The organism is Sorangium sp. So ce119 (genome assembly GCF_051524405.1).
Lineage (GTDB): Bacteria > Myxococcota_A > Polyangia > Polyangiales > Polyangiaceae > Sorangium > Sorangium cellulosum_G.
The window spans coordinates 7,029,478-7,055,177 of the sequence record NZ_CP150310.1; the positions used below are offsets into that span (position 1 = coordinate 7,029,478).

Consider the following 25,700-nt stretch of genomic DNA (forward strand, 5'->3'; position numbering starts at 1 on the left):
CCATTTGTCCGTGGCGAAGCGCGGCGCTTTTGGCAACATCCCATCGACGCTGGCGCCCGGGGGGCCGCTCCGGCCTTCTAGGATCTCCCTATGCCCGATCGTTCACGCTATCTCGTGCTGGAGGTCCTGCACCAAGGGGCAGACACGATCCTCTACCGAGCGCGGCATCGGCAGGACGGTCGACCGGTGGTGCTCAAGGTCCTGCGGCGCGACCACGCGAGCCCGCGCGCCCTCGGCCGGCTGCACCACGAGTACGAGATCGCCGGGGCGCTCGACACGCCGGCCGTCGTCAAGCCGCGCGCGATCGAGGCGTACGGCGACCAGGTCGCGCTGGTCCTCGAGGACTTCGGCGGCCGCTCGCTCGACCAGCTCCTCGACGGGCCGCTGCCGCTCGATCGCTTCTTTCCCCTCGCCCTCCGCCTCACCGGCGCGCTCGCCGAGCTGCACCGACATCACGTCATTCACAAGGACATCAAGCCTCAGAACCTGCTTCATAACCCCGAGACCGGGGAGGTGAAGATCACCGATCTCGGGATCGCCTGCCTGGCCTCCCGCCAGTCGCGCGCCCCCGCCCACGACGCGCTCATCGAGGGGACGCTCGCGTACATGGCGCCCGAGCAGACAGGCCGGATGAACCGCTGGGTCGACGAGCGCGCGGACCTGTACTCCCTCGGCGTGACCTTCTACGAGATGCTGGCGGGCACCCTGCCCTTCCACGCCAGCGATCCCGTGGAATGGGTGCATTGCCACATCGCGCAGAGGCCGCGCCCGCCGCACGCGGTCGTGCCCTCGATCCCCCCGCCGCTGTCGGCGATCGTGCTCAAGCTGCTCGCCAAGGCCGCCGACGAGCGCTACCAGAGCGCGCTCGGCCTGCGGCACGATCTGGAGCAGTGCTTCTCCCGGTGGCGGACGGGCGGCACGGTCGAGCCGTTCGCGCTCGGCCAGCGCGACGTCTCCGACCGGTTCCAGATCCCGCAGCGGCTCTACGGCCGCGAGCGCGAGGTCGAGGCGCTGCTCGACGCGCTCGATCGGGTGGCGGCGCAGGGCCGGCCGGAGCTCGTGCTGGTGTCGGGCTACTCGGGCATCGGCAAGTCGTCGCTCGTCGCCGAGCTGCGCGGGCCGGTGGCGCGGGAGCGCGGCTTCTTCCTCTCCGGCAAGTTCGATCAGCTCAGGAGGGACATCCCCTACCTCGCGTTCCTCCAGGCCTTCCGGGGGCTCGTGCAGGAGATCCTGTGCGTGAGCGAGGAGCAGATCGAGCGCTGGAAGCAGCGCCTCCGGGAGGCCCTCGGCCCGAACGGCCGGCTCCTCGTCGACGTGCTCCCCGAGCTGGAGCTGCTGCTCGGCCCGCAGCCCCCCGTGCCCGAGCTCCCCGGCCCCGATGCGCGGCGCCGGTTCCACGCCACGCTCCAGCGCTTCGTCGCGGCGTGCGTGCAGCGGGAGCACCCCGTGGTCCTCTTCCTCGACGATCTGCAGTGGGCCGACGCCGGCAGCCTCCAGCTCCTCGAGCAGCTCGTCACCTACGCCGAGGCCGGGCACCTCCTGCTCGTGGGCGCCTTCCGGGACAACGAGGTCGGCCCGGCGCACCCGCTGTCGCTCGTCCTGGCCGACGCGCAGAAGCGCGGCGCCTCGATCTCCGACATCGTCCTCGCGCCGCTCTCCACCGCGCACGTCGGGGCGCTCGTCGCGGAGGCAGTCCACGCCCGGCCCGAGAAGGTCGAGCCGCTCGCCGCGCTGATCCACGAGAAGACCGGCGGCAACCCCTTCTTCGTGATCCAGTTCCTGATCGCGCTGCACGAAGAGGGGCTCATCGACTTCGACGCGGAGGAGCGCGCGTGGCGGTGGGACACGGCCGCGATCCGCGACAAGGGCTTCACCGACAACGTCGTCGAGCTGCTCTCGGGGAAGCTGAAGCGGCTCTCGGGCCGCGCGCAGGACGCGCTCAAGCTCGCCGCGTGCCTCGGCAGCAGCCTGACGGGCGACACCCTCGCGGTCGTCGCGAACCGTCCGCTCCAGGAGCTCGGCGAGGCCCTCGCGGAGGCCGAGCAGGAGGGGTTGATCCTCCGCCGGGACGGCTCCTACCGGTTCCTCCACGACCGGGTGCGGCAGGCCGCCTACGCGCTCATCCCGGCGGCGCAGCTCCCCGAGATGCACCTCTGCATCGGCCGGCTGCTCCTGAGGGGGCGGCGCGTCGACGAGCGCGACGAGGCGCTCTTCGACGTCGTGGACCACCTCAACCGCGGCGCCGCGCTGCTCCGCTCGCGGGCGGAGCGGGACGAGCTCGCCGCGCTGAACCTCCGCGCCGGCAGGAGGGCCAAGGCCGCGGCGGCCTACGAGTCCGCCGCCGCCCTCTTCGCCGCCGGCATGGCCCTGCTCTCGGACGACCGCTGGGAGGCGCAGTACGATCTGACCTACAGCCTGACCTTCGAGCGCGCGCGCGCCGCGTACGTCACCGGCAGCTTCGAGGACGCCGAGCGGCTGCTCGGGGAGCTCATCGACCGCGCGAGGACCCCGATCGAGCGGGCCGCCGTCGTCGAGATCGCCGTCGCGCTGAACGTGACCCGCGGGCAGTGCGCCCGCGCCGTGGAGATCGGGCTGTCGTGCCTGCGCGCCTGGGACATCGACCTGCCGCTCCATGTCTCCGATGCGCAGATCGAGGAGGAGACCGAGAGCGTCCTGCAGGCCCTCGGCGACCGGCCGATCGAGGATCTCATCCACCTGCCCCCGATGGCGCACCCGGAGATCAAGGTCGCGGTGAGCGTCCTGATGGGCGTCGCCGTCCCTGCTTACTTCGTGGACCCGAACCTGCACTATCTGCTCGTCGCGCGCATGGTCAAGCTCAGCCTGCGCCACGGCAACGCCGAGGCCTCCGCGCAGGCGTACACCGCCTTCGCGCGGGTGCTCGGCCCGTGGTTCGGGCGATACAAGGAGGCTTATCGGTTCGGCAAGCTCGCCCACGACCTGGCGGACAGGGGCCAGTCCCTCACCGCGAAGGGCTCGGTGTTCACGCTGTTCGGACAGCAGATCGTCTTCTGGACGCGCCACTACAGGGAGACCTTTCCCTATGCTCGCCTCGGCTTCAGCGCCGCGGTGGAGGGCGGTGACTGGAACAACGCCTGTTACAACTGCATCTGGTCGCCGCTGTTCCCGCTGCTCTGCGGGGAGCCGCTGGAGGATGTCCTCCACCAGACCGAGGACCGCCTCGGCTTCGTGCGCAAGGCCGGTTACGCGTTCGCGCACGACATCCTCCTCGGCCTCCGGCACCTCGTGCAGACGCTGCGCGGGCGGCCGGTCCATTTCTCGATGCTGGACGGCTCCGAGCTGGATCAGGCGGAGTTCGAGGCCCGCCTCCCTCCGGGGGAGAAGGAGAGCATTCACGGCCTGTACCACGGCATGAAGGCGCAGGGCCTGTTCGTGCTCGGGTCGCCCCGGGAGGCGCTCGCGGCGACGGCCCGGGTGCTCGTCGATGACCGATGGAAGTTCGACGCGAACGCGCTGACGGCCGAGAGCGTCTATTATCGCGCGCTCGCGCTCGCCGCCCTCTGCGACGAGGCGCCGTCCTCGCCGGAGCGGGAGCTCCCCGACGGGCTCCTCGACTGCGAGCGGCAGCTCGGCGAATGGGCGGAGAGCTGCCCCGACAACTTCCTCCACAAGCACGCCCTGGTCCGCGCCGAGATCGCCCGGCTCAAGGGGCAGGAGCCCGAGGCCGGCCGGTGTTACGAACACGCCATCTCGTCGGCGCGAGAGGGCGGCTTCGTCCAGCACGAGGCCATCGCCTGCGAGCTCGCCGCGGCGTTCTACCGCGCGCGCGACCTCACCACGCCCGCCGACGCCTACCTGCAGAAGGCCCGCGCCGGCTACTTCCGCTGGGGCGCTCACGCCAAGGTCGAGCAGCTCGATCAGCGCTATCCCCACCTCGTCGAGCGCAAGCCCATGGCCCCCACCGTCACCTTCGCCGTGCGCGCCGAGCAGTTCGACGTCCTGTCCGTGGTCAAGGCCTCGCAGAGCATCTCCGGCGAGCTCCAGCTCCCACGCCTGCTCGAGATGCTGCTGCGCATCGTGGTCGAGCACGCCGGCGCCGAGGAGGGCTATGTGCTCCTCGCCCGGGACGACCGCCTGTCGACCGCGGCCGCCGTCACCGCGCACGGCGGGGTGGCGCGGCTGCTCGGCGCGGAGCAGGCCTCGGCGGCCGCGCTGCCCCGATCCATCCTCAACTACGTCCGCCGCAGCCACGACCGCGTGCTCCTCGACGACGCCTCGGTCAGGCACCCGTTCCAGGAGGACGCGTATTTCACGCAGAGCAGGCCGAGGTCGGTGCTGTGCCTCCCCATCGTGCGGCAGGACCGGCTGCTCGGCCTGCTCTACCTCGAGAACAAGCTCGTCACCGGCGCCTTCACCCCCGCGCGGCTCAGCGTGCTCGAGCTCATCGCCTCGCAGTCGGCCATCTCGCTGGAGAACGCCATGCTCTACGCCGAGATCGAGCAGGAGAACGCCGAGCGGCGGCGCGCCGAGCGGGAGCTCCGGGCCAACCAGGCCACGCTCCAGGCGATCGTCGACAAGTCGGCGGCGGCCATCTACCTCAAGGACCGCGAGGGCCGGTATCTGCTCGCCAACCGTCAAGCGGGCCGCATCCTGGGCGTGTCGATCCACGAGATCCTCGGAAAGACCGACGCCGAGTGCTTTCCTGCTGCGGCCGCCGAGACCCTCGTGGGCAACGACCGGCGGGTGTTCGAGGCGGGCGAGCCGCTGGAGTGCGAGGAGGAGATCTTGCTGGAGGACGGGCCGCACACCTTCCTGTCGTTCAAGTTCCCGCTCGGCGAGGCCGTGAGGCCCGGCGTGCTCTGCGGCATCTCCACCGACATCACCGAGCGCAAGCGGGCCGAGCAGGCCGAGCGCTTCCTGGCCGACGCGAGCCGCAAGCTGATGACGCTGGGCTACAGCGCCACCTTCGAGAGCGTCGCGCAGCTCGCCGTGCCGGAGCTGGCCGATCAGTGCGTCGTCGAGGCGTCCCTCGACGAGGGCGCGCCGGGCGACGCGGCCGTCGCGGGGGTGCCCGCCGATCGGGTCGAGGCGCTGAAGAGCGCGCTGCGCTCGCTCGCGGCGGCGTCGCCGGCCCCGCCCGAGGTGGGCGACGGCCGCGCCGCGCCCGCCTTGCAGCAGCTCGGCGTCCACGCGTTCCTCCGCGTCCCGCTCCTCGCGCGCGACAGGTACTTCGGGGTCATGACCCTGCTCGCGACCGCGCCCCGGCGCCGCTACGGCCCCGCCGAGCTGCAGCAGGCCGAGGAGCTCGGCCGCCGCGCGGCGTTCGCGCTCGACAACGCGCGCCTGTACGCCGAGGCGCAGGCGGCCATCGCGCGGCGGGACGAGTTCCTCCTCGTCGCATCCCACGAGCTCAAGACCCCGCTGACCTCGCTGCTGATGCAGGCGCAGCTCGTCGAGCGGCAGCTCCGCCGCCGCGAGCGCGCGGAGCTCTCCCCGGAGCGGCTCGAGGGGACGATCCAGATCCTGAACCGCCAGCTCGCGCGGCTCGGGCGCCTCATCGACGAGCTGCTCGACGTGACCCGGATGAGCGCCGGGCGGCTGACGCTCGCGCGCGCGCCGGTCGACCTGGCGGCCCTGGCGCGCGAGGTCGTCGAGCGGATGAGCCAGCAGCTCGCGGGCGCCGGCTGCCCGACCGAGCTCGATCTCGACGAGCCCGTGATCGGGCACTGGGACCCGTTCCGCGTGGAGCAGATCCTCATCAACCTCGTGTCGAACGCGGCCAAGTACGGCGCGGGGAGCCTCATCCATGTCGGCGTGCGCAGGGAGGCCGAGCGCGCGGTGCTCGTGGTCCGCGATCACGGCATCGGCATCGCGGAGGCCGACCAGGCCAGGATCTTCGAGCGCTTCGAGCGCGCGGTGTCGGTCAGGAACTTCGGCGGTCTCGGCCTCGGGCTCTACATCGTGCGCTGGATCGTGGCCGCGCACGGCGGGTCCATCCGCGTCGAGAGCAAGCCTGGCGCCGGCGCGACGTTCATCGTGGAGCTACCGCTGCACCCGGCCGAGGCCGAGTAGCGGCGCGTTCATCTCCCATCCCCTCCCATCCCCTCCCATCCCCGCGCGCCAATCTGCCACGCAGTCGAGGCTGCCAGTCGCATTGTGCCACAGCGGGCGGCGCGTCCTGGGCGCAACGGCGGGCATTGCCTTCAACGCGCTGCGCGCGGGTATGCGGCGTGCCTTGAGCGCACGCATGAGACGACATCTTGCGGCCTTGCTCCTTCTCGTTCTCGCGCCCTCGTGCTCCGATGAAAGCGGCGTGCAGCCCGCCGGATCGACGGCCGGCTCCGGGGGCAGCGGCGGCGCGCCCCCGGACGACCAGACCACGCAATCGGGCGGCGGCGGCCAGGGCGCGGGCGCCGGTGGCGCGAGCGGCACGGGGGAAGGCGGCTACACCCCGGAGGACGACAACACCTTCAGGCCGGAGGAGCTGCCGTTCTCCGACGAGCTCCTCGAGCACCTCGAGGCGAAGCCTGGGTTCACGATCAGCGTGTTCGCGAGGAACGTCGGCAATGCGCGCATGATGGAGCTCGCCCCCGGCGGCGGCGTGTACGTCACGCGGCCGACGCCCGGGGACGTGCAGCTGCTACGCGACACCGACGACGACGGGGTGGCAGACGAAACGACGACGGCGTTCGCCGGGGGCGAGGGCTTCGCGACGCTGCACGGCATCGCGCCGAGCGCCGACGGCGAGACCATGTACCTGGCGACGGCGACGGCGCTTCACGCCGCGCCCATCAACGCGGACGGCAGCCTCGGCGACCCGTCGGCGCTCATCACCGATCTTCCCGACGGCGGTCAGCACGGCAAGCGCACGATGCGCTTCACCCCGGACGGGGCGTCGCTCCTGTTCTCTGTGGGCAGCAGCTGCAATGCGTGCACGGAGACGAACCCCGAGCACGCCACCATCCTGCTCATCGACCCGTCGCTGGGGCCGCAAACGCAGAAGGAACGCGCCGTGTTCGCCAGGGGCCTCCGCAACACCATCGGCTTCGACTGGTACCCGGGCACCGACGAGCTCTGGGGCATGGATCACGGCAGCGATCAACGCGGCAACGTGGTGCCGCCCGAGGAGCTCAACCGGCTCGTCGGGGGCAGCGACTACGGCTGGCCCTACGTCTACTCGAGCGGCCCTGGCGAGCGGGGGATCGACCCGATCATGGATGATCCGCCCGGCACGACGAAGGAGGCGTATGCCGAGACCACCGAGCCCGCGGAGCTCATCTATGACGCGCACAGCGCGCCCATCGATCTTCGCTTCTACACGGGCGATCAGTTCCCTGACGAGTACAGGAACGACGCGTTCGTCGCGCTGCGCGGCTCCTGGAATCGTTATCCGGCGGTCGGCTACAAGGTGGTGCGCGTCCTGTTCGACAAGGAGACGCGCAAGCCGAAGGGCTTCGAGGACTTCATCACCGGATGGCTCATCGAGGACGGCCACGCCGTCTTCGGCCGCCCCGCCGGGCTCGTGCAGCTGCCGGACGGGTCGCTCCTCGTGAGCGACGACACGAGCGGCGTCATCTACCGCGTCGCGTACACTGGCCAGTGATGATTGGATGGCTGGGCCCCCCGCGGAGGAGCCGCTCGGCCGACCGTCGCGCAGGGGCCCGGGACGCTCGACGCAGGATCGTGCCGGGCGAGCCGCGCGCGCAGCGGGTAAGCTGAGGGGACTCGCCATCCAAGGAGATCGATCCATGACGCCGCGTTTTCTCTCGTTGCTCACCGCAGGGCTCCTCTCCTGCGCCACCTCGTCCTGCGGATCCTCGTCGCCCCCGGGGGGCGCAGGCGGAGCGGGCGGCGCCGGCGGCGCGGGGGCCGGCGGAGGCGACGCCGGCGGCGCGGGCGGCGCGGGCGGCGCGGGTGGCGCGGCGACCGGCGGAGGCGGCGCCAGCGCTGGCGGAGGCGGCGCCAGCGCCGGCGGAGGAGGCGCCGGCGGCGGCGAGCCGGCCCCGGGGGCGTCCGAGCTCCTCCGCGGGCTCGACGAGGAGAGCGCGCCCCTCCGGGCGGTGGGCCGGCTGAACGGCGGTCTCGGCTCCGGGGCCTGCACAGCGTTCCTCATCGACCCTGCGGGGCGCCCCGACGCGCCGGCGCACGTGCTGACGAACGCCCACTGCACCCACGACTGGGCCGTGGAGGCCGCGGCCAACGCGGTGCACGTGGACACCGCGGCGACCCCGGAGCTGCAGATGATCTTCAATTACTTCAGCGACACAGCGGACGCGCAGGTGGCCGTCCCGGCGAAGACCATCCGCTATGCGACGATGAAGGGCACCGACCTCGCGGTGGTCGAGCTCGACGCCACGGTCGGCGCGCTCGCGGAGCGCGGCGTCGTCGCGCTCGGCCTCTCCGCCGCGGCGCCGCCTCCCGGAGCGCCCGTGTCGGTCGTCGGCGCCCCGCAGCTCGACGTGGAGTTCCTGCGGCGCGCCCGCTGCAGCGAGGAGGGCACCTTCGATATCGTCGAGTTCCGCTGGCACTGGTTCGGCGCGCACCGGAATCGCTGCGCCGACATCGCGAACGGCAGCTCGGGCTCGCCGGTGCTCGACGACGCGCAGCGGGTCTATGCGATCGTCAACACCACGACCCTGGGGAGCCCGCCCGACGGCGACTGCTTCCTCGGCAGGCCGTGCGAGATCGACGCGCCCCCCGGCGTGTCGGCCGAGGGCGCGAGCTACGCTGTCGACGTGACCGGCCTGAGCGCCTGCTTCGGGGTCGACGGGCGCTTCGCGCTCGATCTCGAGGGCTGCCCGCTCGACGCGGGCCGCGCGCTCGACGTGCTCACCTACCCCGTGCCCCGCCAGCGGCCGAGCGATCCGACCACCGGCGCGACGAACACCTGGGCTGTCACGCTGGGCGAGCGGGACGCGCTCGGCTTCTTCCGTTACAAGCTCGGGCGCGCCGGCGAGGTCGACTGCCGCCGTCAGGAGGGCTACTCGGCGCCGATCAAGGTGGTCGCTCAGGACCTGTCGGGCCTGTCGTTACCCGAGGGCGAGGGCGTCCACCTGCTCTGCGTCGTCGCCGGCCCGACGGCGACGCCCGACGCTGCGTGGCAGCCGCTCTCGTTCCCCACGGTCGTCCTCACCACGATCGACACGACCCCGCCCACGCGCCGGCCGGAGCTCTCGCGCGGCGGCGACGCGGTGGAGGGCATGCACGTCGAGCCGATCTTCTCCAACCCGGAGCACGCCGGCTTCGATTACCGCTTCGGCCCGCCGGAGACGACCGACTGCGACGATCCGGCCGCCGAGTGGCAGAGGTACAGGCGGTTCCCCATCTTCCTCGATCCCAGCGAGCTGCCGGCCCGGTTCTGCGTGCGACCGACGGACTGGGCGGGCAACGTGGGCGAGCCGTTCGATTACCTGCTGCCCGGGTGAGCCTCTCTCGGCAGCTCGAACCCCTCGGCCGCGAGGCCCTTGAACACGGTCGGCCCCGTCCGGCGGAATCCGAGCTTCTCCAGCACCCTGACCGACGCCGCGTTCTCGAGCATCGCGTGCGCGACGAGGCGCGGGAGGCCGAGCTCCTCGAAGGCGTAGCGGACGCACGCCGCGCCCGCCTCGCTCGCGTACCCGTGGCCCCAGTGCTTCCGGAAGAAGCGGTATCCGAGATCGGCGCACGCGATGTCCTCGTGCCACCTCAGCCCGCACCATCCGAGCTTCTCCCCTGTCTGCCGGCTCGTGACGACGAACCGCCCCATCCGGAAGGCCTGGAACTGGTGGGCCAGCCGCTCGACCACCGCGCGCGCCTCTCCCTCGCTCGCGAACGCGGCATCCCCCGTGTAGCGGATCACCTCCGGGTCCGAGTTCAGATCCATCATGAACGGGACGTCGGAGGGCCGATGGGGGCGGAGGTTCACGCGTTCTGTCGAGAGGACGGCGGCCTCTTCGTCGATCTGTTTCGTTTCAGGGCCAAGCATCCTCCGATTCTAGCGTATCCGCCGCTCGGCGTCGCGCGCGCGGTGTCGCGCGGCGGCGCGCGCGGCGCGTTCACGCCGGCGTCCGCCCTCGTCGGGCTGTGCCGCGCGGTTCACGGGTGCGACGACGGTGTCAGGCAGGACGCGCCCGCTTTCGCGCCGAGCGCGCCACAACCGCGCGCTGTTCGCAGCGGCACAGAACTTGTTTTGTGCGGGCGCATATGCCCTCTTCCAACCCGATCGACAAAATCCTGCATCATGTCCTGTCGCTCTCGCTGGCGCCGCTCGTCGGTGCTTGCGGCATCGACACCGACGGCTTCACCACCGTCGCTTGCGGGAGCGCGGGCGACACCCCGTACCTGGCGGGGGTCGAGCCCGGGGATCCGGCCGACTACATCGAGCTGCGGGAGCTCCTCGCTCCGACGGGCACGGGGACGCGCACGCTCGAGTCCGTGGGGGTGAAGTGCGCCGGGGCGACGGACAGGCCGGCGTGCGAGGAGAAGATCGCGGCGGCCGCGTCGAGCCGCGGGTTCTCGCTGGGGGAGTGCATCGGGAGCTGCCCTTCGCACGTCCTGATCGTGAGCACGCGCGACGAGGTGCTCGTCCTCGACACGAGGGATGAGGTGAGGGCGTGGCTCGGCCCCGTGAACACGCCTGCGGACGCGGTGCTCGCCGCGTCGCTCGAGGATTACAGCGTCCGGTGCGATCACCCCGACGAGGGCGGCGTCCGGCCTGCCGGCGATGCGTACGAGGTGCTCGCGACGAGGCACACGAAGATCTGTGATCCCGTCGAGCGCACGCTCTATGTCCTCGCGGTCGGCGAGGGCGGCGGCGTGCAGGAGCTGGAGTCCGAGGTGATCGCGTCGGAGTCTGGCGTCTGCATCGGCCGGAGGCCGGCGGGGCTGCAGCGGACGGCGGGCCGCGGCGCCACGCGCGTCGGCGCGTATTTCGCGGACGTGGCGCAGCTCGAGGCGGCGAGCGTCTGGGCGTTCGAGGCGCTCGGGCGCGAGCTCGTCCAGCACCGGGCGCCGCGTCCGCTCGTGGAGCGGGCGCGCCTCGCCGGTCGGGACGAGGTGCGGCACGCGCGGTTGATGCGGCGCCTCTCGGCGCGCTACGGCGGCCGCTGGGAGCCGCCGCGGGTGGAGCCGAGGCCGGTCCGCTCGCTGGAGGAGCTCGCGATCGACAACGCGGCGGAGGGGTGCGTGCGCGAGACGTACGGCGCGCTGGTCGGCACGTGGCAGGGTCGCTGCGCGCGCGATCCCCTGGTCCGGCGGGTGATGACGCGCATTGCCCGGGACGAGGTGCGGCACGCGAAGCTCTCGTGGGCGCTCGACGCCTGGCTCCGCCCGAGGCTCTCGCCCGCCGAGCGTCGGCGCGTGGAGGACGCGCGGCGCGCCGCCCTCGCCGGGATCGAGGAGGAGGCGCGGCGCGGCGTCGATCCGGCGCTCGTGGCCCACGCCGGGGTGCCCGACGAGCGGGCCTCGCGCGCGCTCTCGCGGAACTTCGCCGAGGCGCTCGCCGCGTCGGGCCACCAGGCTGGAATTTGACCTGTTCCGTGTGGTCCTGAAAAGCGCCGCTCCGGCGCGGTGCTCGGGCGGGATCGAGACGAGCCGCCAGGGCGCCAGGGACGCCAGGAGATCGGACCAGCGGGTCTTCCTGGCGTCCCTGGCGTCCTGGCGGTTTTCTTGATCCGGCCGCCCTGCCGCGCGCGGCGAGCGCCGCGTCGCCCCGTTCCTGTCCTGGTTCCCTGACGGGGAAGAAGAGGAGCCACAGAGGGCACAGAGGACAGAGGGTTCTCGGCGCGCTCCTCCGCTCCTGGTCCACGGGGAAGAAGAGGAGCCACGGAGCACACGGAGCTTTCATTCTCTCTCCTCCGTGGTCCCTTTTCTTCTCTCTCGAATCCGGCAAGAGCAACCACGGAGGACAGAGCTTTCGCTCTCCTTTCTCCGCTGTGTCCTCTGCACCTCTGTGGCTCCTTTTGACCTCACGCAGATCCCGCGAAGAGGAACCACGAGGCCAGAGCTTTCATCCTCTTCCCTCCTCTCTCCTCTCTCCTCTCTCCTCTCTCCTCTGTGCCCTCTGTGCCTCTGTGGTTCCCTCTCTCTTCTCATGAAGCCTGCGACGAGCCCGGGCGACGCGCGCTGGACGCGGGGCGGCGATCTCTCGTCGCGGGCGGCGTGACGGCTACGGCGCTCTCCGGATGGACGGCGGAGCGCTGTTGATCATCGCGGCCGTCAACCCCTCAACAGGGGGGCTTGGTAAACCGCCCCCATCAACCTAGGATCGCTCAAGACAGAGCGTATCGGCGGCAGGAGCCTTCTCGCTCTGGCTGCATCTGGTTGCGCCCGCGTCGTGGCGTGGCCACTCGGGTGTCGCATCGACGCATCGGCCTGACTTTTCGTGCCGGTATCTGGTGGGACTCTCGTCGAGCAAGGCGGGACTGGGCGCGGGGGGATCTCTGTCCCGAAGTCGCCCTTCGCCCGAATAACTCGCCTCCTGGGCTCCACCTCATCTGAACACGACTGCCTGCGGGATCGGGCTCATCGAAGCTCGGAATCGGGAGAAAGGTGGAGTCACATGCGGAATTATCGAGCAAGCGCGGTTTCTGCTGGAATCCTCGCGGGGTTTGCGGGCGTGATGGCCAGCGCAGGCGTGGGCTGGGCCGGCGATGCGGAGCAGGCCAAGGCGGACGCCAACATGACCTATGCCTGCAAGCAGCGGCAGAGCGGACAGCTCCGCTCCGTGGAGAGCCCGGACCAGTGCCAGGCCTCCGAGGAGCTGATCGGCCTGGTTCAGCCGGGCAAGGGGTTCGTGGGTCAGCAGTTCATGAAGGGCGAGCGCGGTCCGCAGGGTCCGCAGGGGCCCAAGGGCGAGCCCGGTCCGCAGGGGCCTCAGGGGCCCAAGGGCGAGCGCGGCGAGCCGGGCACGCAGGGACCGGCGGGGTTCGTCGGACCTCAGGGTCTCAAGGGCACTGACGGCGCCAAGGGGCTCCAGGGCCTCAAGGGCGAGATCGGTCCGCAAGGCCTCAAGGGCGCTGACGGCGCGCGCGGTCCTCAGGGTCCCCAGGGGCCCAAGGGCGAGCCGGGCCCGCAGGGGCCCCAGGGGCCCAAGGGCGAGCGCGGCGAGTCGGGCGCGCAGGGACCGGCGGGGTTCGTCGGCCCTCAGGGTCTCAAGGGCACTGACGGCGCAAAGGGTCTCCAGGGCGCGATGGGTCCCCAGGGTCTCCAGGGCGCGATGGGTCCCCAGGGCCTCAAGGGCGAGATCGGTCCGCAAGGCCTCAAGGGCGCTGACGGCGCGCGCGGTCCTCAGGGCCCCGCGGGCCCCATGGGACCCCAGGGGCCCAAGGGCGAGCGTGGCCCGCAGGGCCCCAAGGGCGAGCGCGGCGAGCCGGGCGCGCAGGGGCCGGCGGGGCTCGTCGGCCCTCAGGGTTTCAAGGGCACTGACGGCGCAAAGGGCCTCCAGGGTCCCCAGGGCGAGATCGGTCCCCAGGGCCTGAAGGGCGTTGACGGCGCGCGCGGTCCTCAGGGGCCCAAGGGCGAGCCCGGTCCGCAGGGGCCCAAGGGCGAGCGCGGCGAGCCGGGCGCGCAGGGACCGGCAGGGCTCGTCGGCCCTCAGGGTTTCAAGGGCGTTGACGGCGCAAAGGGCCTCCAGGGTCCCCAGGGCCTCAAGGGCGAGATGGGTCCCCAGGGCCTGAAGGGCGTTGACGGCGCGCGCGGTCCGCAGGGTCCGCAGGGGCCCAAGGGCGAGCGCGGCGAGCCGGGCGCGCAGGGGCCGGCGGGGCTCGTCGGCCCTCAGGGTCTCAAGGGCGTTGACGGCGCAAAGGGCCTCCAGGGTCCCCAGGGCCTCAAGGGCGAGATCGGCCCGCAGGGCCTCAAGGGTGTTGACGGCGCGCGCGGTCCTCAGGGTCCCAAGGGCGAGATCGGTCCGCAGGGCCTCAAGGGCGTTGACGGCGCGCGCGGTCCTCAGGGTCCCCAGGGCTTCAAGGGCGAGATCGGCCCGCAGGGCCTCAAGGGCGTTGACGGCGCGCGCGGTCCTCAGGGTCCCCAGGGCCTCAAGGGCGAGATCGGCCCGCAGGGCCTCAAGGGCGTTGACGGCGCGCGCGGTCCTCAGGGCCCCAAGGGCGAGATCGGTCCGCAGGGCCTCAAGGGCGTTGACGGCGCGCGCGGTCCTCAGGGTCCCCAGGGCCTCAAGGGCGAGATCGGCCCGCAGGGCCTCAAGGGCGTTGACGGCGCGCGCGGTCCTCAGGGTCCCACGGGCCCCATCGGACCCCAGGGCCTCAAGGGCGTTGACGGCGCGCGCGGTCCTCAGGGCTCCAAGGGTGAGATCGGTCCGCAGGGTCTCCAAGGGCCGGCAGGGCCCAAGGGCGAGCGCGGCCCCCAGGGTGAGCGTGGTCTCCAGGGGCCGGCTGGACCCAAGGGCGAGATGGGTCCCCAGGGCCTGCAAGGGCCGGCGGGGCCCAAGGGCGAGCGCGGTCCCCAGGGTGAGCGTGGTCTCCAGGGGCCGGCTGGACCCAAGGGCGAGATGGGTCCCCAGGGCCTGCAAGGGCCGGCGGGGCCCAAGGGCGAGCGCGGCCCCCAGGGTGAGCGTGGTCTCCAGGGGCCGGCTGGACCCAAGGGCGAGATGGGTCCCCAGGGCCTCAAGGGCGCTGACGGCGCGCGTGGTTCTCAGGGTCCCCAGGGCCTCAAGGGCGAGATCGGCCCCCAGGGCCTCAAGGGCGCTGACGGCGCGCGCGGGCCTCAGGGTCCCCAGGGCCTCAAGGGCGAGATCGGTCCGCAAGGCCTCAAGGGCGCCGACGGCGCGCGCGGGCCTCAGGGTCCCCAGGGCCTCAAGGGCGAGATCGGTCCGCAAGGCCTCAAGGGCGCCGACGGCGCGCGCGGGCCTCAGGGCCCCGTGGGCCCCAAGGGCGAGATGGGTCCCCAGGGACCGGTCGGGCACAAGGGCGAGATCGGCCCCCAGGGCCTCAAGGGCGCCGACGGCGCGCGCGGGCCTCAGGGCCCCGTGGGCCCCAAGGGCGAGATGGGTCCCCAGGGACCGGTCGGGCACAAGGGCGAGATCGGCCCCCAGGGCCTCAAGGGCGCCGACGGCGCGCGCGGGCCTCAGGGCCCCGTGGGCCCCAAGGGCGAGATGGGTCCCCAGGGCCTCAAGGGCGTTGACGGCGCGCGGGGTCCTCAAGGTCCCGCCGGCCTCAAGGGCGAGATCGGTCCGCAAGGCCTCAAGGGCGCCGACGGCACGCGGGGTCTCCAGGGCCTGAAGGGCGCCGACGGCGCGCGGGGTCCCCAGGGTCCTGCCGGCCCCAAGGGCGAGATCGGCCCCCAGGGTCTCGCCGGCCCGAAGGGCGAGCGCGGCCTCCAGGGTCCCGCGGGCCCCAGGGGCGAGATCGGCCCCCAGGGACCGACCGGATCGCCCGGACTCGCCAAGATCCGCGTCATCTCGGTGACGCGCCAGGCAGACCCCACCAGCGCGTTCATCAACGTGAAGGCGCTCTGCAAGGCGGGTGAGGTCGTGATCAGCGGTGGATTCGCGGTCTCCGGCGCCGCGCAGTCGACCAGCAGGGTTGTCGAGAACTCGCCGTACGACGCGACCGACGAGGGCCGCGCCGGCTGGACGTCGACCGCCGTGTTCGAGAGCGGCTACGGCAAGAAGGGCCAGTCCATCACGCTGACCACCTACGCCGTCTGCGCCGAGGTGCCCGAGCGCTGAGCCCGATGGGCAGCGCCAGGCTCACGTGACCTCGTGAGCCCCTCTCCCCACCAGCGGTCCCCTGTGCCTCCACCCTGGCACCGAGGACAGGGGACCGCGGACTCAGCGCCTCACCCTTGCTCCCCGCATACCGCACGCCCGCACGGCACGAAGCGCGTCGCCGCCGCGCCCAGCGCGCGCCACCGCCCGGTCCGGCAGGACCACGCCGTCCAGGAGCGCCATCGCATCCAGCGACGTCACCCCTTCGCGCGGGCCGCGTACGACACAGCGCACCAGGCGCCGGCCGGCGCGCTGCCCTCGGCCCATCCAACCAACCCCTTCGCTGCGCCAGGTCCCGCCGGGGACGACGTGCCCGCCCTCCATTCCGTACACCGTACGAACAGGATCATGACGGGCGCCCCCGGGGACGACGCTCACCCCGAAGAATGTACGCCTTTTCGACACCATCACCCACAAGGTAAGAACCTTCGCACCTGGGGCGCACGGCGAAGCAGGCGTCGCCCCCGGCCGCGACCCGGCTTGCACGATTCTCGCAAGGAGCCCGGGCGGTGACCCCGTGAACACTGGCCTCTTCCACGTTGCCGAAAAGATTGCGCGTCCAGCGCTGTTTTCACCGGAACATCTCGCCGCTCTGACGACTGTTCCGCGCGAGACGACGCAGCGCGTTCATCGTTGGCGGTCGCTCTTTGTCACATCTGTCGCGATGTGCCACAGCCGTCACTCCACGTGGTCAACGGACCGGCCCATGAAGGCACCCCCTCACTTCAACCCAGAGGTAAGAGGCATATCGAGGAGAGCCCCAGAGAAATCTCCTTGCCCCCTGGCCTCTGTGGTAAATTCCCCCTCGGGACGAGAACACGAAGGAGGGGTTTCTCTCAGGTCAGACCACATGCCTCCGAGCGCACCCTAGAGGGGAACCATGACGATCGATTACGCTATGAAGACCAGCGAACACGCACCGATGACCCGAGCGCGCCAGAACCGTCTGGTGATCGCGCACGTGCTGAACTCCTTTCAGGTGGGAGGCGCCGAGCAAGTCGTCGTGGACCTGGCCGGGCTGCAGCGCGAGGCGGGGCATGAGGTGATGGTCGTGGGCATCCACATGAACCCCGACGGCCCGCGCGCGGAGCAGCTCCGGGCGCGCGGCGTCGCGGTCCACATGCTCCCGAAGCGCCCTGGGTTCGACTTCAAGCTCCCCGGCAAGCTGGCGGCGTTCTTCGCCAAGCATGGTGTCTCCATCGTCCATTCGCACAACCAGCTACCGCTCATCTATGCGACGGCCGCGGGCCGGCTCCATCGCGTGCCCGTGTGCCACACGCTGCATGGCGCGATGTTCGATCAGGGCCGCAGGGCGTGGCTGCGGCACGTGGCGGCCAAGCTCGCCGACGCGCACGTGGCCGTGTCGCAATCGACGGCCGACTTCATGCTGAAGCACAAGGAGGTCCCGAGCTCGAAGCTGCACGTGGTGCAGAACGGAATCGACCTCTCCCGGTTCAGGCCCGACTCGATGGCTCGGGCGCGCATCCGGTCGGAGCTCGGCATTCCTCAGGGCGCGTGGGTCGCCGGGGCGGTCGGCCGCCTGTCGCAGGTCAAGAACCACGCGCTCCTGCTCCGCGCGGCCGCGGCGGCAGGGGTCCTGTCGGGCGACGACGGGCGCCTCCTCCTCGTCGGGGACGGGCCGGAGGCCGCCCCGCTGCGGGCCCTCGCCGAGGAGCTCGGCATCAGCGATCGCGTCGTGTTCGCCGGCGAGCGGCACGACGTGCCGGAGCTCCTCTCTGCGAGCGACGTCTTCGTCCTGTCGTCGAACTCCGAGGGTCTGCCGCTCTCGATGGTCGAGGCGATGGCGACCGGCCTGCCGGTGATCTCGACCGCCGTGGGCGGCATCCCTGCCCTGGTGGCCGACGGCGAGACGGGCTTCCTCGTCCCCTCGGGCGACGTCGACGCGCTCGCCGCGAAGCTCGCCACCGTCAAGGCGGATCCCGAGCGCGCGACGGCGATGGGCAAGCGAGGGCGGAAGCTCGCGCTGGGGCGCTACTCGGCCGAGCGCATGATGGCGAGCTACATGGATATCTACGAGGCGCTCCTCGCCCGGCGCGAGTCGGATCGACGCGCCGTCCTGCGGCCGAGCGAGCTGCTCGCCGGACTGAACGCGTAACCCGCGCGAGCGCGCCCGGCGCGCCCCGGACGACCTGGAGCCGCGAGGGCGCGGAAGACGCAGAGAACGCACCCGTTCTCTGCGCCCTCCGCGCTCTTGCGGCTTCAGGCGCTCCAGGCCAGGACGCCGGACAGCTGAAACTCCGAGAAAACGAACCACAGAGGCACAGAGGGCACAGAGGGCACAGAGGGAAGAGAAGAATCAAAGAAACTTCTATCTTCTCTCTCCTCTGTGCCCTCTGTGGTTCAAATCTCTTCATTCCTGGGTGTTTCAAGCTGATCGGCGCTCCGGTCCAGGGCCGCGGCCGGCGCGCGGCGGCGCCCGGGCGCGGCCCGTCGCCGCCGGCGCTCGCCTCACGGCGCGCGGGGGATCGTCGAGATCGCGCGCGGGATCGTGGCGAGCGAGCTAGGCGCCGCGAGCCCCGGCGCCCGGGAGGGCCGCGTCTGAGGGCGACCCGACGGCGGCCGACCATCGAGCGGGCCGAGCTCGCGCATCTCCTTCGCCGGCGCCAGCGTGCTCCGCGGCGGCGGCGTCAGCGTGCTCCGCGGCGGCGGCATCAGCGTGCTCCTCGGCGGCGGCGGAGGCGGCGCGATCGCCACCAGGGCCAGCGCCTCGCGCACCGCCGACTGCATCGACCGCGCGTCCGGCCAGCGATCCGCCTGCGCGAACTCGAGCGCGCGGTCCACCACCCGCACCACGGCCGGGTGCATCGACGGCTCGACCCGCGCGAGCGACGCGATCGGGCAGGTCATCCTCAGGAAGAAGAGCTCGTTGACCGTCGGCGCCTCCTGCACGTACCGGTTCGTGAGCAGCGAGAACATCGTCGCGCCGAGCGCCCAGATGTCCGTCCGCGCATCGACGAGGTCCCAGCGCGCGCGCGCCTGCTCGGGCGGCATGTACGCCGGCGTCCCCATCGCGCGCAGCCCCACGAGCGACGTCTGCCCCGAGGGGACCCGCAGGCGCGCGATGCCGAAATCGAGGAGCTTCACCCCGCGATCGCGCGTCAGGAAGATGTTGTCGGGCTTCAGATCCCGGTGAACCACCCCCTTCTCGTGCGCGGCCGCGAGCACGTCCAGGATCTGAGCGCTCAGCGAGAGCACCTCGGCGGGCGGGAGCGGGCCCCTCTGCGCCTTCCAGCGCTGGAGCAGCGTCTCCCCCTCGAGCAGATCCATCACCAGGAACGGCGCGCCGTCCTCGGTCACGTCGTCCGCGAGCACCGCGGCGATCCCGGGGTGGTTCACGGTGTTCGCGATCGCCTTCTCCCGGAGGAACCGCGCCCGATCGACCTTGTCCCGCGCCCGCTCGGGGTGCAGCAGCTTGATCGCCACCCGCGCGCCAGCGCGGTGCGTCGCCGCGTACACGGCCGCCATCCCCCCGAGGCCGATCAGCGCATCCAGCCTCCACGCGCCGTTGAGCACCGTTCCCACGCGTGCCTTCGCTCTCTGGACGTGCGTACCATTCTCGAAGTCCATTGCTGGCTCTTTCCATGCCCTCGGGCGACCGACCTTCCAGCGCTCGCGACGCGAGAGAAGGCTCTCTTCTTTACGTTCCCGGTGTCCCGGTATCGGCGCTACGGCCGGCTCGGCGCTCCACGATGGCAAGCTGAGGGTGCAACTCGTCAGAACCGCGACCTGCCCCCCGTCTCGCGTCGCCGACGCAGCTGACGCCTGGGGCGGGCGAACTCCAACAGCACGTCATTTCATGGAAAAGTTCAGCAAGACCTGCGCCACGCCGGCCCGCTTCGACGCCCGCGGGGACATGGGGCGAGCGCATGGGGCGAATTGCCTCCCTGCGGCAGGATGCCCCGACCATCGCGCCGCCGTCGCCTTGTCGGCTCACGCGCGACGTTGCCACCGGAACGTCGACACGGCGTCAGCTCTGTCTGGGATGAGCCCGGTGCCCTCGCGTTCTCGGTGCGGCGAAGGACGCTTCGCACCTCAGGGTGTGAGGAGGAGCGACGGGCTCTGTCCTCCGCGCCGCGCCGCCACGCGCCGTCTCGCGCTCAGTGGATGCCCCGCATGCTCGGGTCACCCAGCTTGAACGCCGACAGCGCCTGCCGGATGAACACCGGCACCGAGACGTAGCCCTCGAGCGCCACGCAGGCGCGGTTCGACGAGCACGTGCACTGGTAGAAATCGCTGTAGTCGTCGTCGTCTGCGTCGGAGTCTGCCTTGCAGCCGGGCACGCCGTCTCGATCGACCTCGCCGTCCGACGCGATGGCGGCGATGGACGGATCCCACCGCACGATCGGCTGCCGGTTCTCCGGGCTCAGCTTCACCGTGTGCCAGTCCGCGTTGCCGTCGCCGTCGAGGTCCGGCCCCGGCTCCGTGACATAGGCCCTGGCCAGGAGCTCATTTCCGTATTCCAGGATGCGCGCGCCGATGCCCTTCTGCACGACCTTGCCGAAGATCGCCTCTGTCCCGTACGTCTTGGCAACGAACACCTTGCCGGACGGGTGGTGGAGCTCGATCCGGTCCGTGAACCCGGGATCGGTGTCTGCCCCGGTCTCCCAGATGTGCATCATATCGAGCCATTTCTGCTTCTGGTTCTCGGGGAGATAGAGCAGGGTCCAGGCGATGAGGAATTTCTGCTGCTCCCAGCCGATCTGCGGATCGAGGATGGCGACCTTGTCCGGCGCCCGCGGGTTCCACGGCGCGCTGTCCACCGCGCCGTAGGCGCTGCAAACGGTGCTGCCCTCGCCGGGGAAGCAGCTCTCCGGTCCGCTCTTGCTCCACCACGACGTCCAGCCCAGCGCCCTGGCCGGGTAGCCGCTCGGGTCCTTGATCGGCTTGCCGCTCTGGTCCGCCTCGATGCGCACGCCCTTGATGGCGTCGTCGCCCGTGAGGTTGTTGGCCAGCCAGCGGCGGTATCCTTCCGGGAAGACGTCGGCGAGCGAGACCGCCCGGTATCGCGCGTCGAGGAAGTCGTGGCGCGAGTCGCTGATGAAGTTGTCGACCGACTCGGTCATGAGCATCGCGACCCACGCCTTGTCGTAATAGGAGCCGGCGTTCATCGTGTAGGACGAGTCGAACTCGCCCTTGTCCTCCGCGAGCGCGTTCTCGAGCGGCTTGCCGCCGAGGGCGATGTCGCCGAAGTACCCTGTCGCGCCGTTCGGCACGACCACCAGCGTGTCTCCGGCGCCGCCGAAGACGTCGACCGCCGACCGGAGGACGGTGTCCCCCTTGGGCAGGTAGTGCTCCCCCGGCTGCGGGCGCGCCATCTGGAGCGCGAAGTGATCGAACGCGATCCCGGCCGCGAGGATGTTCTCCTTGAAGAGGTCGCCGGCGGCCTGGGCCCAGAGGGTGTCGAAGTCGTAGCCGCGCTCCAGCGCGAACTCGCGGTAGACGTTCGAGAGCAGCCCGAGGCCCTTCGCGCCGTCGCGCATCTTCGCGTTGTAGCGGTTCAGCGTCCGCTCCGAGGCCACGCGCACGCTGAAGGCCTGCCGGCCGCGCCGGTAGTTGTCGAAGATGTGGTTCACCTCCTGCTGCGTGATGAAGAAGTTGAACAGCTCGTAGGCGTCCGCGCCGTTGTCGTGCCGGTACACGCTCAGGTTGCCGAGGTCCGCCCACCGATCCGTCGCGAAGCCGTACGGCACGCGGGTGCGCCCCGCCGGGTCCACGGCGGGCCCCTTCGCGCCCTTCGCCGTCTTCAGCGAGCGCCACGCCACGTAGTCGACCTTCTGCTGCCGGCACCGCGTGTACTTGCCGTCGATCGGCACGATCTGGCCGTCGAGGACAGGGTGCCAGACGCCGTCCCGCTCGTCGTTCCAGTCCGATGGCCTGTACGCGCCCGGGTCGACCTCGACGCAGCTGTCCGGCAGGATCAGGTCGTATTTGTTCTGCAGATCGGAATAATGGATGTCGTCGTCGCCGTGCTCCGGCTGGAAGCCGAGGACGCCGCCGAAGTCGTCGACCTTGGCGAGCATGCCCTTGCCGCGCGCGGTGGTCGCCTTGTAGCTCGGGTCCGCGTGCACGGCGACAGCGTCGCCGTAGAACATGCGGGCCGCGGCGAAGTCGTAGGCGCCGAGCCCGATGAGGTCCTGCGTGGGCTCGCCGGCGTAATCCATGGTCGACGAGTGCATGAACATCCAGAGCAGGTTCTTCCGCTCGTTCTCGGTCATCGGGTCGAAATAGCGGGGACCCACGCACGCCTCCCCGTCCTCCGAGAGCGTCTCGCACAGCGTCTTCACCCGCCCGTTGTTCGTGCGGAGCTGCCAGTACTGCGGCCGGTACCCCCAGGCGTCCGACGAGCTCACGAAGTTGTGGCGCAGCCCGACGGAGTGGCCCATCTCGTGGAGCACCACCGCGTAGTGGGCCCGCTGCGCGAGGTACCGCCGCATGGCCTCGGCGCGCCGCGCCTTCTGCCCGGCGTCCCCCTCGCCGAACCGCCCGTGCTGGGCCGCGAACTTCTCCTCGAGGATGTCCGCCAGGTTGGCCGTCGCGAGCGGCGCCGGCGCCTCGTGCATCACGCACGCCCCGCGCTCGGCCAGCGCGACCTCCTTCAGGTTCCTGAGGTCGCGCTGCACGCTCGGGTTCGCCCCGCGGAGCGGCGAGGCGAAGCGCATCACCTCGTCCGTGAGCGGCAGCCCCTCGACGCCGGTGAGCTCCTGCATCCGCTTCGTCGTGAGCTCGGCCTCGAGCTCGGTGCCCGCCGCGGCCCGACGGCGCGCCTCGTAGATCGCGCGCGTGCTGTCCGGCGCCGTCGCGTCCGCGGCGATCCCGCGCACCTCCTTCGCGAGCCGCCGCAGGCTCTCGCGCAGGCCTGGGTCGCCCGCCAGCTGGCCGGCGCCCGCGGGCGCGTCGCCGTCCACGCCGGCCGCCCGGGTGATCCGCCGGGTGAGCTCCTCCCGCGTGAGCCGCGGCAGCGCGCCGCCCTTCGACGCGCCCTCGCTCGCCTGGGCCCAGTCCCGGACGTGGTCGCCGTCGGTCACGTCCTCGGTCTTGAGCTCTCCCTTGATGTAGCGGGCCGTGTCGATGACGCCCTGGCTCCAGATGTCGTTGACGTGCGTCCAGACATTGATGCTCGCCGCGACCTTCTCGCCGGTGAGCGGGTCTTCCGCGTCGCTGTAGATGCCCCAGGCCGAGGGCGACTGCGGCGCCTCGAAGTTGTTGATCTGGTGGTAGCGCAGGTCGCCGATCCGCGCGGTCAGCGCCTCGCCGCACGCCCTCATCAGCGCCTCGTCGCGCCCCGCCTCCTTGCCGCGCTCCTCGCCGCACATCCTGGCCGTCACGCCCGCGGGGAGCCGCGGGCCGCCGCACGCCTCCGGATCGGCCGCCTCGACCGGGCTGTGACACACCACGATCATCTCGGGCATCCTCGCGAGCGCCACCACGCCCGGCGCGTACCCGCGCCGCGCCCCGATCTCGTCGGCGACGGCGCCGCAGTCCTGCCCCTCGCGCGCCTCGCCGCGCCGGCACGCGTCGACCTCGCGCGCGAGCGCGACGGCGTCCGCGTCGTCGTCCATCTGCCCGTCGTGGACCGGGAACGCCGCGCGGCAGCCCGCCGCGTCGCCCGTCGTGCGGGCGCACTCCACGTACCTCGCCGTGACGACGGCGCTGCGCAGGGCGACGTCCCACTCGTGGGCTGCCCAGTCGGTGGCGTCGAAATAGTCCGGGTTGCTGTTCGACGTCACGTACCACGGCTGCGGCACGGCCTTCCTGCGCTGGTAGGGCAAGGTGCATCGCTGCTTGAACGTGTCGCACCGCGAGCCCGGCCCCACCGTCACCTCGCCGCCGTCTCCGTCGATCGTCGCCTCGGTGACCGCCTCGCATTCGTCCTCGGTCCCGTTCCCGTCCTCGTCGCGGTGCGGATCCGCGCCGAACGGCGTCGTCTCCGGCGTGAAGCACGGGATCTCGCCCGTCATGCCCTCGGGATCGGCGTAGTAGTGGCTGCGCTCCCACAGGTTGTAGCGGCTGATCATGCGGTGCCATTTGGCGTCGCTCATGCCGTAGTTGCGGGCGTAGCCGAGGCGCTCGCGCACGAAGGGCCCGTAGGCCCGGAACCGGTATCCGTCCCACTCGGCCGGCTCGTAGTCCCGGTCGACGACGCGGCGGAACGACTGCCTCAGCGTGATCTCGACCGGGTTGCAGGACCCGACCGGCGCCGTGCCGCCCGAGAAATCCGCGTCGAGCATGCAGGCCGGGAAGCGGTCCACGCCCCACCCGAGGTGGCTCAGATCGATGAGCTGGGGCACCGCGAAGGCCTTGTTGGTGACGTCGAAATACCCCTCCTCGGGGTCGAAATGCGGCGCGTCCGGGTGGCCCGGGTCGTTGATCGTGTAGGAGAGCGGCTCGTACTGCACGCCGCCGTAGACGCCGAGGAGCGACAGCGTGTCGAAGTCGTACGAGTCGACGTTCAGGTTCTTCGACCAGTCGACCCGCATATACTCCCGCTCGTACCAGGGGCGGTCGGTCGTGTTTTCGACGATGACGTTGCTCTCCTCCCCCGTCGCCGGGTTGTAGTCGCGCCGTATGTCGAAGTGGGAGAGGATCTTGTATGCCGCGGCCACGACTCCATCGTCCGTGGCGGCGCCGGTCCCTTTCCCGTCTGTGTCGCTCACGCGCTCGTAGGTGAGCCGTCCGATCAGGAGATCTTCCTGGACGACCCACTTGATCCGCGCGACGTCCGCCTGCGCGTACGAGGACGAGAAGAGCCCGTCCTGCGACGCCCCGTACCCCACGTCGACCACGGTGGTCCGCGCCCAGAACTCCGGATCATCCTCCTTGCTCTGCAGATCGGCGCCGACGAAGAACGATTTCGCCAGCGCGTTCGCCTGGACCTGGTTGAGCTCCGCCCGCTCCTCGGCGCAGCCCGCGGCCAGGCAGACGGCCACCGCGAGCCCTGCATGTCTCACAATCCACCCCATCGCAGAGTCCTCCCCTGACGCGGTCACGAGCGCGCATGCCCGCATGAGAACCTCGGCGTCCCCATGCGATCTCCCGTGAAGACCGTCCCCCGTGCGAACGGCGTCTCAGCTCGCCCCCGTGACAGCGGCACATCGCATGCCACCGCCGCCAATCGCTATTTCCCCCGCCAGATCCGCTGCGCTTGCGGTCTCTTGCGTCCTGCTCCCACGTCACCGGTCGACCGCGCCGCGCCACGAAGCGTTAGCAGACTGACGCCCCACCCCCATTTGCCCAGGTCGTGGCGCCCCCGCGCGCCCCATCGACATCGGCAGTCGCCGTGCTCGAGGACCGCTTTACCACATGAGCCACGGTAGGCCCCCGGCGAGCGCTTCTCCCTCCCCTCGCGTTCCGTTCGCTCCGTCCCGAGCTCCGCTCCGCCTCCGACGACAGGAGCGGCCTCTCCCCCCGGATTTGCGGTATCGACCCCCTCACCCCATCGGGAGGAACGCAGTGCCTGAAGCCGAACCTGAAGGAGACGTCCTGCTCTCGAACGCCGACGGCACCATCCTGGCGCACGGCCCCACCGTGCTCGTCTGCGACTGCCCCGGCGACACCCTCGACCTCGCCGTGCGCCGCGTCGCCGCCTTCGCCCTGACCGCCTCGCTCATCATCGTGGGCATCGTCGCCGCCCGGGCAGCTCCCTTCCCCATCGTCTTCATCGCCGCGACATGGACCGCGGGAGCCACCGCCGCGCTGCTCTTCGTCCGCCGTCGCCGCCGCTTCCACGGGCGCTTCCGCCTCGACTTCGAGCGCGCCGAGATCGTCCAGGAAGGCCGCGGCTTCCGGCGGAATTTTCCAGTGGAGGCGATCGCCCGCGTCTCGACCCCGCCGGAGCTGGACGTCGAGGTCGACGAGCCGGGCCTCGCGCCGCGGTGGCTGCTCCTGCACCTCTCGACCGGGGAGCAGCTGCGCCTCGGCAAGGCGCCCGCCTACGCGCTCGGGCCGGCGCTCGCCTTCCTCAAGCGAGCCGGCGTCGAGGCGTGATGGGCGCTCTTCCGCC

10 protein-coding genes are annotated in these 25,700 nt (G+C 71.5%); 7 read left to right on the forward strand and 3 right to left on the reverse strand.

Features of this window, described 5'->3' with window-relative positions; translation table 11 throughout:
- The first annotated feature begins 90 nt into the window (after positions 1-90).
- The 3 genes from WME76_RS26435 (at position 91) to WME76_RS26445 (ending at position 9,404) form a co-directional block, all read left to right on the forward strand.
- Positions 91-6,051: an AAA family ATPase gene (locus tag WME76_RS26435; RefSeq protein ID WP_437955052.1), complete on the forward strand. Its 5,961-nt coding sequence runs from the start codon at positions 91-93 to the stop codon at positions 6,049-6,051.
- 241 nt (positions 6,052-6,292) lie between these two features.
- Complete coding sequence (locus WME76_RS26440) at positions 6,293-7,582, forward strand: PQQ-dependent sugar dehydrogenase (protein ID WP_437955053.1); 1,290 nt, start codon at positions 6,293-6,295, stop codon at positions 7,580-7,582.
- A gap of 145 nt (positions 7,583-7,727) precedes the next feature.
- Positions 7,728-9,404: a trypsin-like serine peptidase gene (locus WME76_RS26445; protein ID WP_437955054.1), complete on the forward strand. Its 1,677-nt coding sequence runs from the start codon at positions 7,728-7,730 to the stop codon at positions 9,402-9,404.
- Here the strand turns inward: WME76_RS26445 and WME76_RS26450 are convergent.
- Positions 9,386-9,943: a GNAT family N-acetyltransferase gene (locus WME76_RS26450; RefSeq protein ID WP_437955055.1), complete on the reverse strand. Its 558-nt coding sequence runs from the start codon at positions 9,941-9,943 to the stop codon at positions 9,386-9,388. The genes WME76_RS26445 and WME76_RS26450 overlap by 19 nt on opposite strands.
- 218 nt (positions 9,944-10,161) lie before the next feature.
- Between WME76_RS26450 and WME76_RS26455 the strand changes: the two genes are divergently transcribed.
- The 3 genes from WME76_RS26455 to WME76_RS26465 all read left to right on the forward strand — a co-directional run bounded on the left by WME76_RS26455 (position 10,162) and on the right by WME76_RS26465 (position 17,795).
- Complete coding sequence (locus WME76_RS26455) at positions 10,162-11,487, forward strand: ferritin-like domain-containing protein (RefSeq protein ID WP_437955056.1); 1,326 nt, start codon at positions 10,162-10,164, stop codon at positions 11,485-11,487.
- Between the two features lie 1,090 nt (positions 11,488-12,577).
- Positions 12,578-15,640: a collagen-like triple helix repeat-containing protein gene (locus tag WME76_RS26460; protein WP_437955057.1), complete on the forward strand. Its 3,063-nt coding sequence runs from the start codon at positions 12,578-12,580 to the stop codon at positions 15,638-15,640.
- A 961-nt stretch (positions 15,641-16,601) separates the two neighbouring features.
- Positions 16,602-17,795 carry a glycosyltransferase gene (locus tag WME76_RS26465; RefSeq protein WP_437955058.1) on the forward strand — a complete coding sequence of 398 codons (1,194 nt, stop codon included), beginning with the start codon at positions 16,602-16,604 and terminating at the stop codon, positions 17,793-17,795.
- A 353-nt stretch (positions 17,796-18,148) separates the two neighbouring features.
- Here the strand turns inward: WME76_RS26465 and WME76_RS26470 are convergent, their stop codons facing one another.
- A complete protein-coding gene (locus WME76_RS26470; protein WP_437955059.1) occupies positions 18,149-19,222 on the reverse strand; it encodes a protein kinase domain-containing protein in 1,074 nt (357 codons plus the stop codon).
- A 575-nt stretch (positions 19,223-19,797) separates the two neighbouring features.
- Positions 19,798-24,660 (reverse strand): hypothetical protein, encoded by a 4,863-nt coding sequence (locus tag WME76_RS26475; protein WP_437955060.1) that lies wholly within the window; start codon positions 24,658-24,660, stop codon positions 19,798-19,800.
- 490 nt (positions 24,661-25,150) lie between these two features.
- On the opposite strand from WME76_RS26475, the gene WME76_RS26480 reads away from it, so the two are divergent.
- The gene (locus tag WME76_RS26480) at positions 25,151-25,684 is read left to right on the forward strand and encodes a hypothetical protein (RefSeq protein WP_437955061.1); all 534 of its coding nucleotides are present in this window, start codon (positions 25,151-25,153) and stop codon (positions 25,682-25,684) included.
- Positions 25,685-25,700 lie beyond the last annotated feature (16 nt).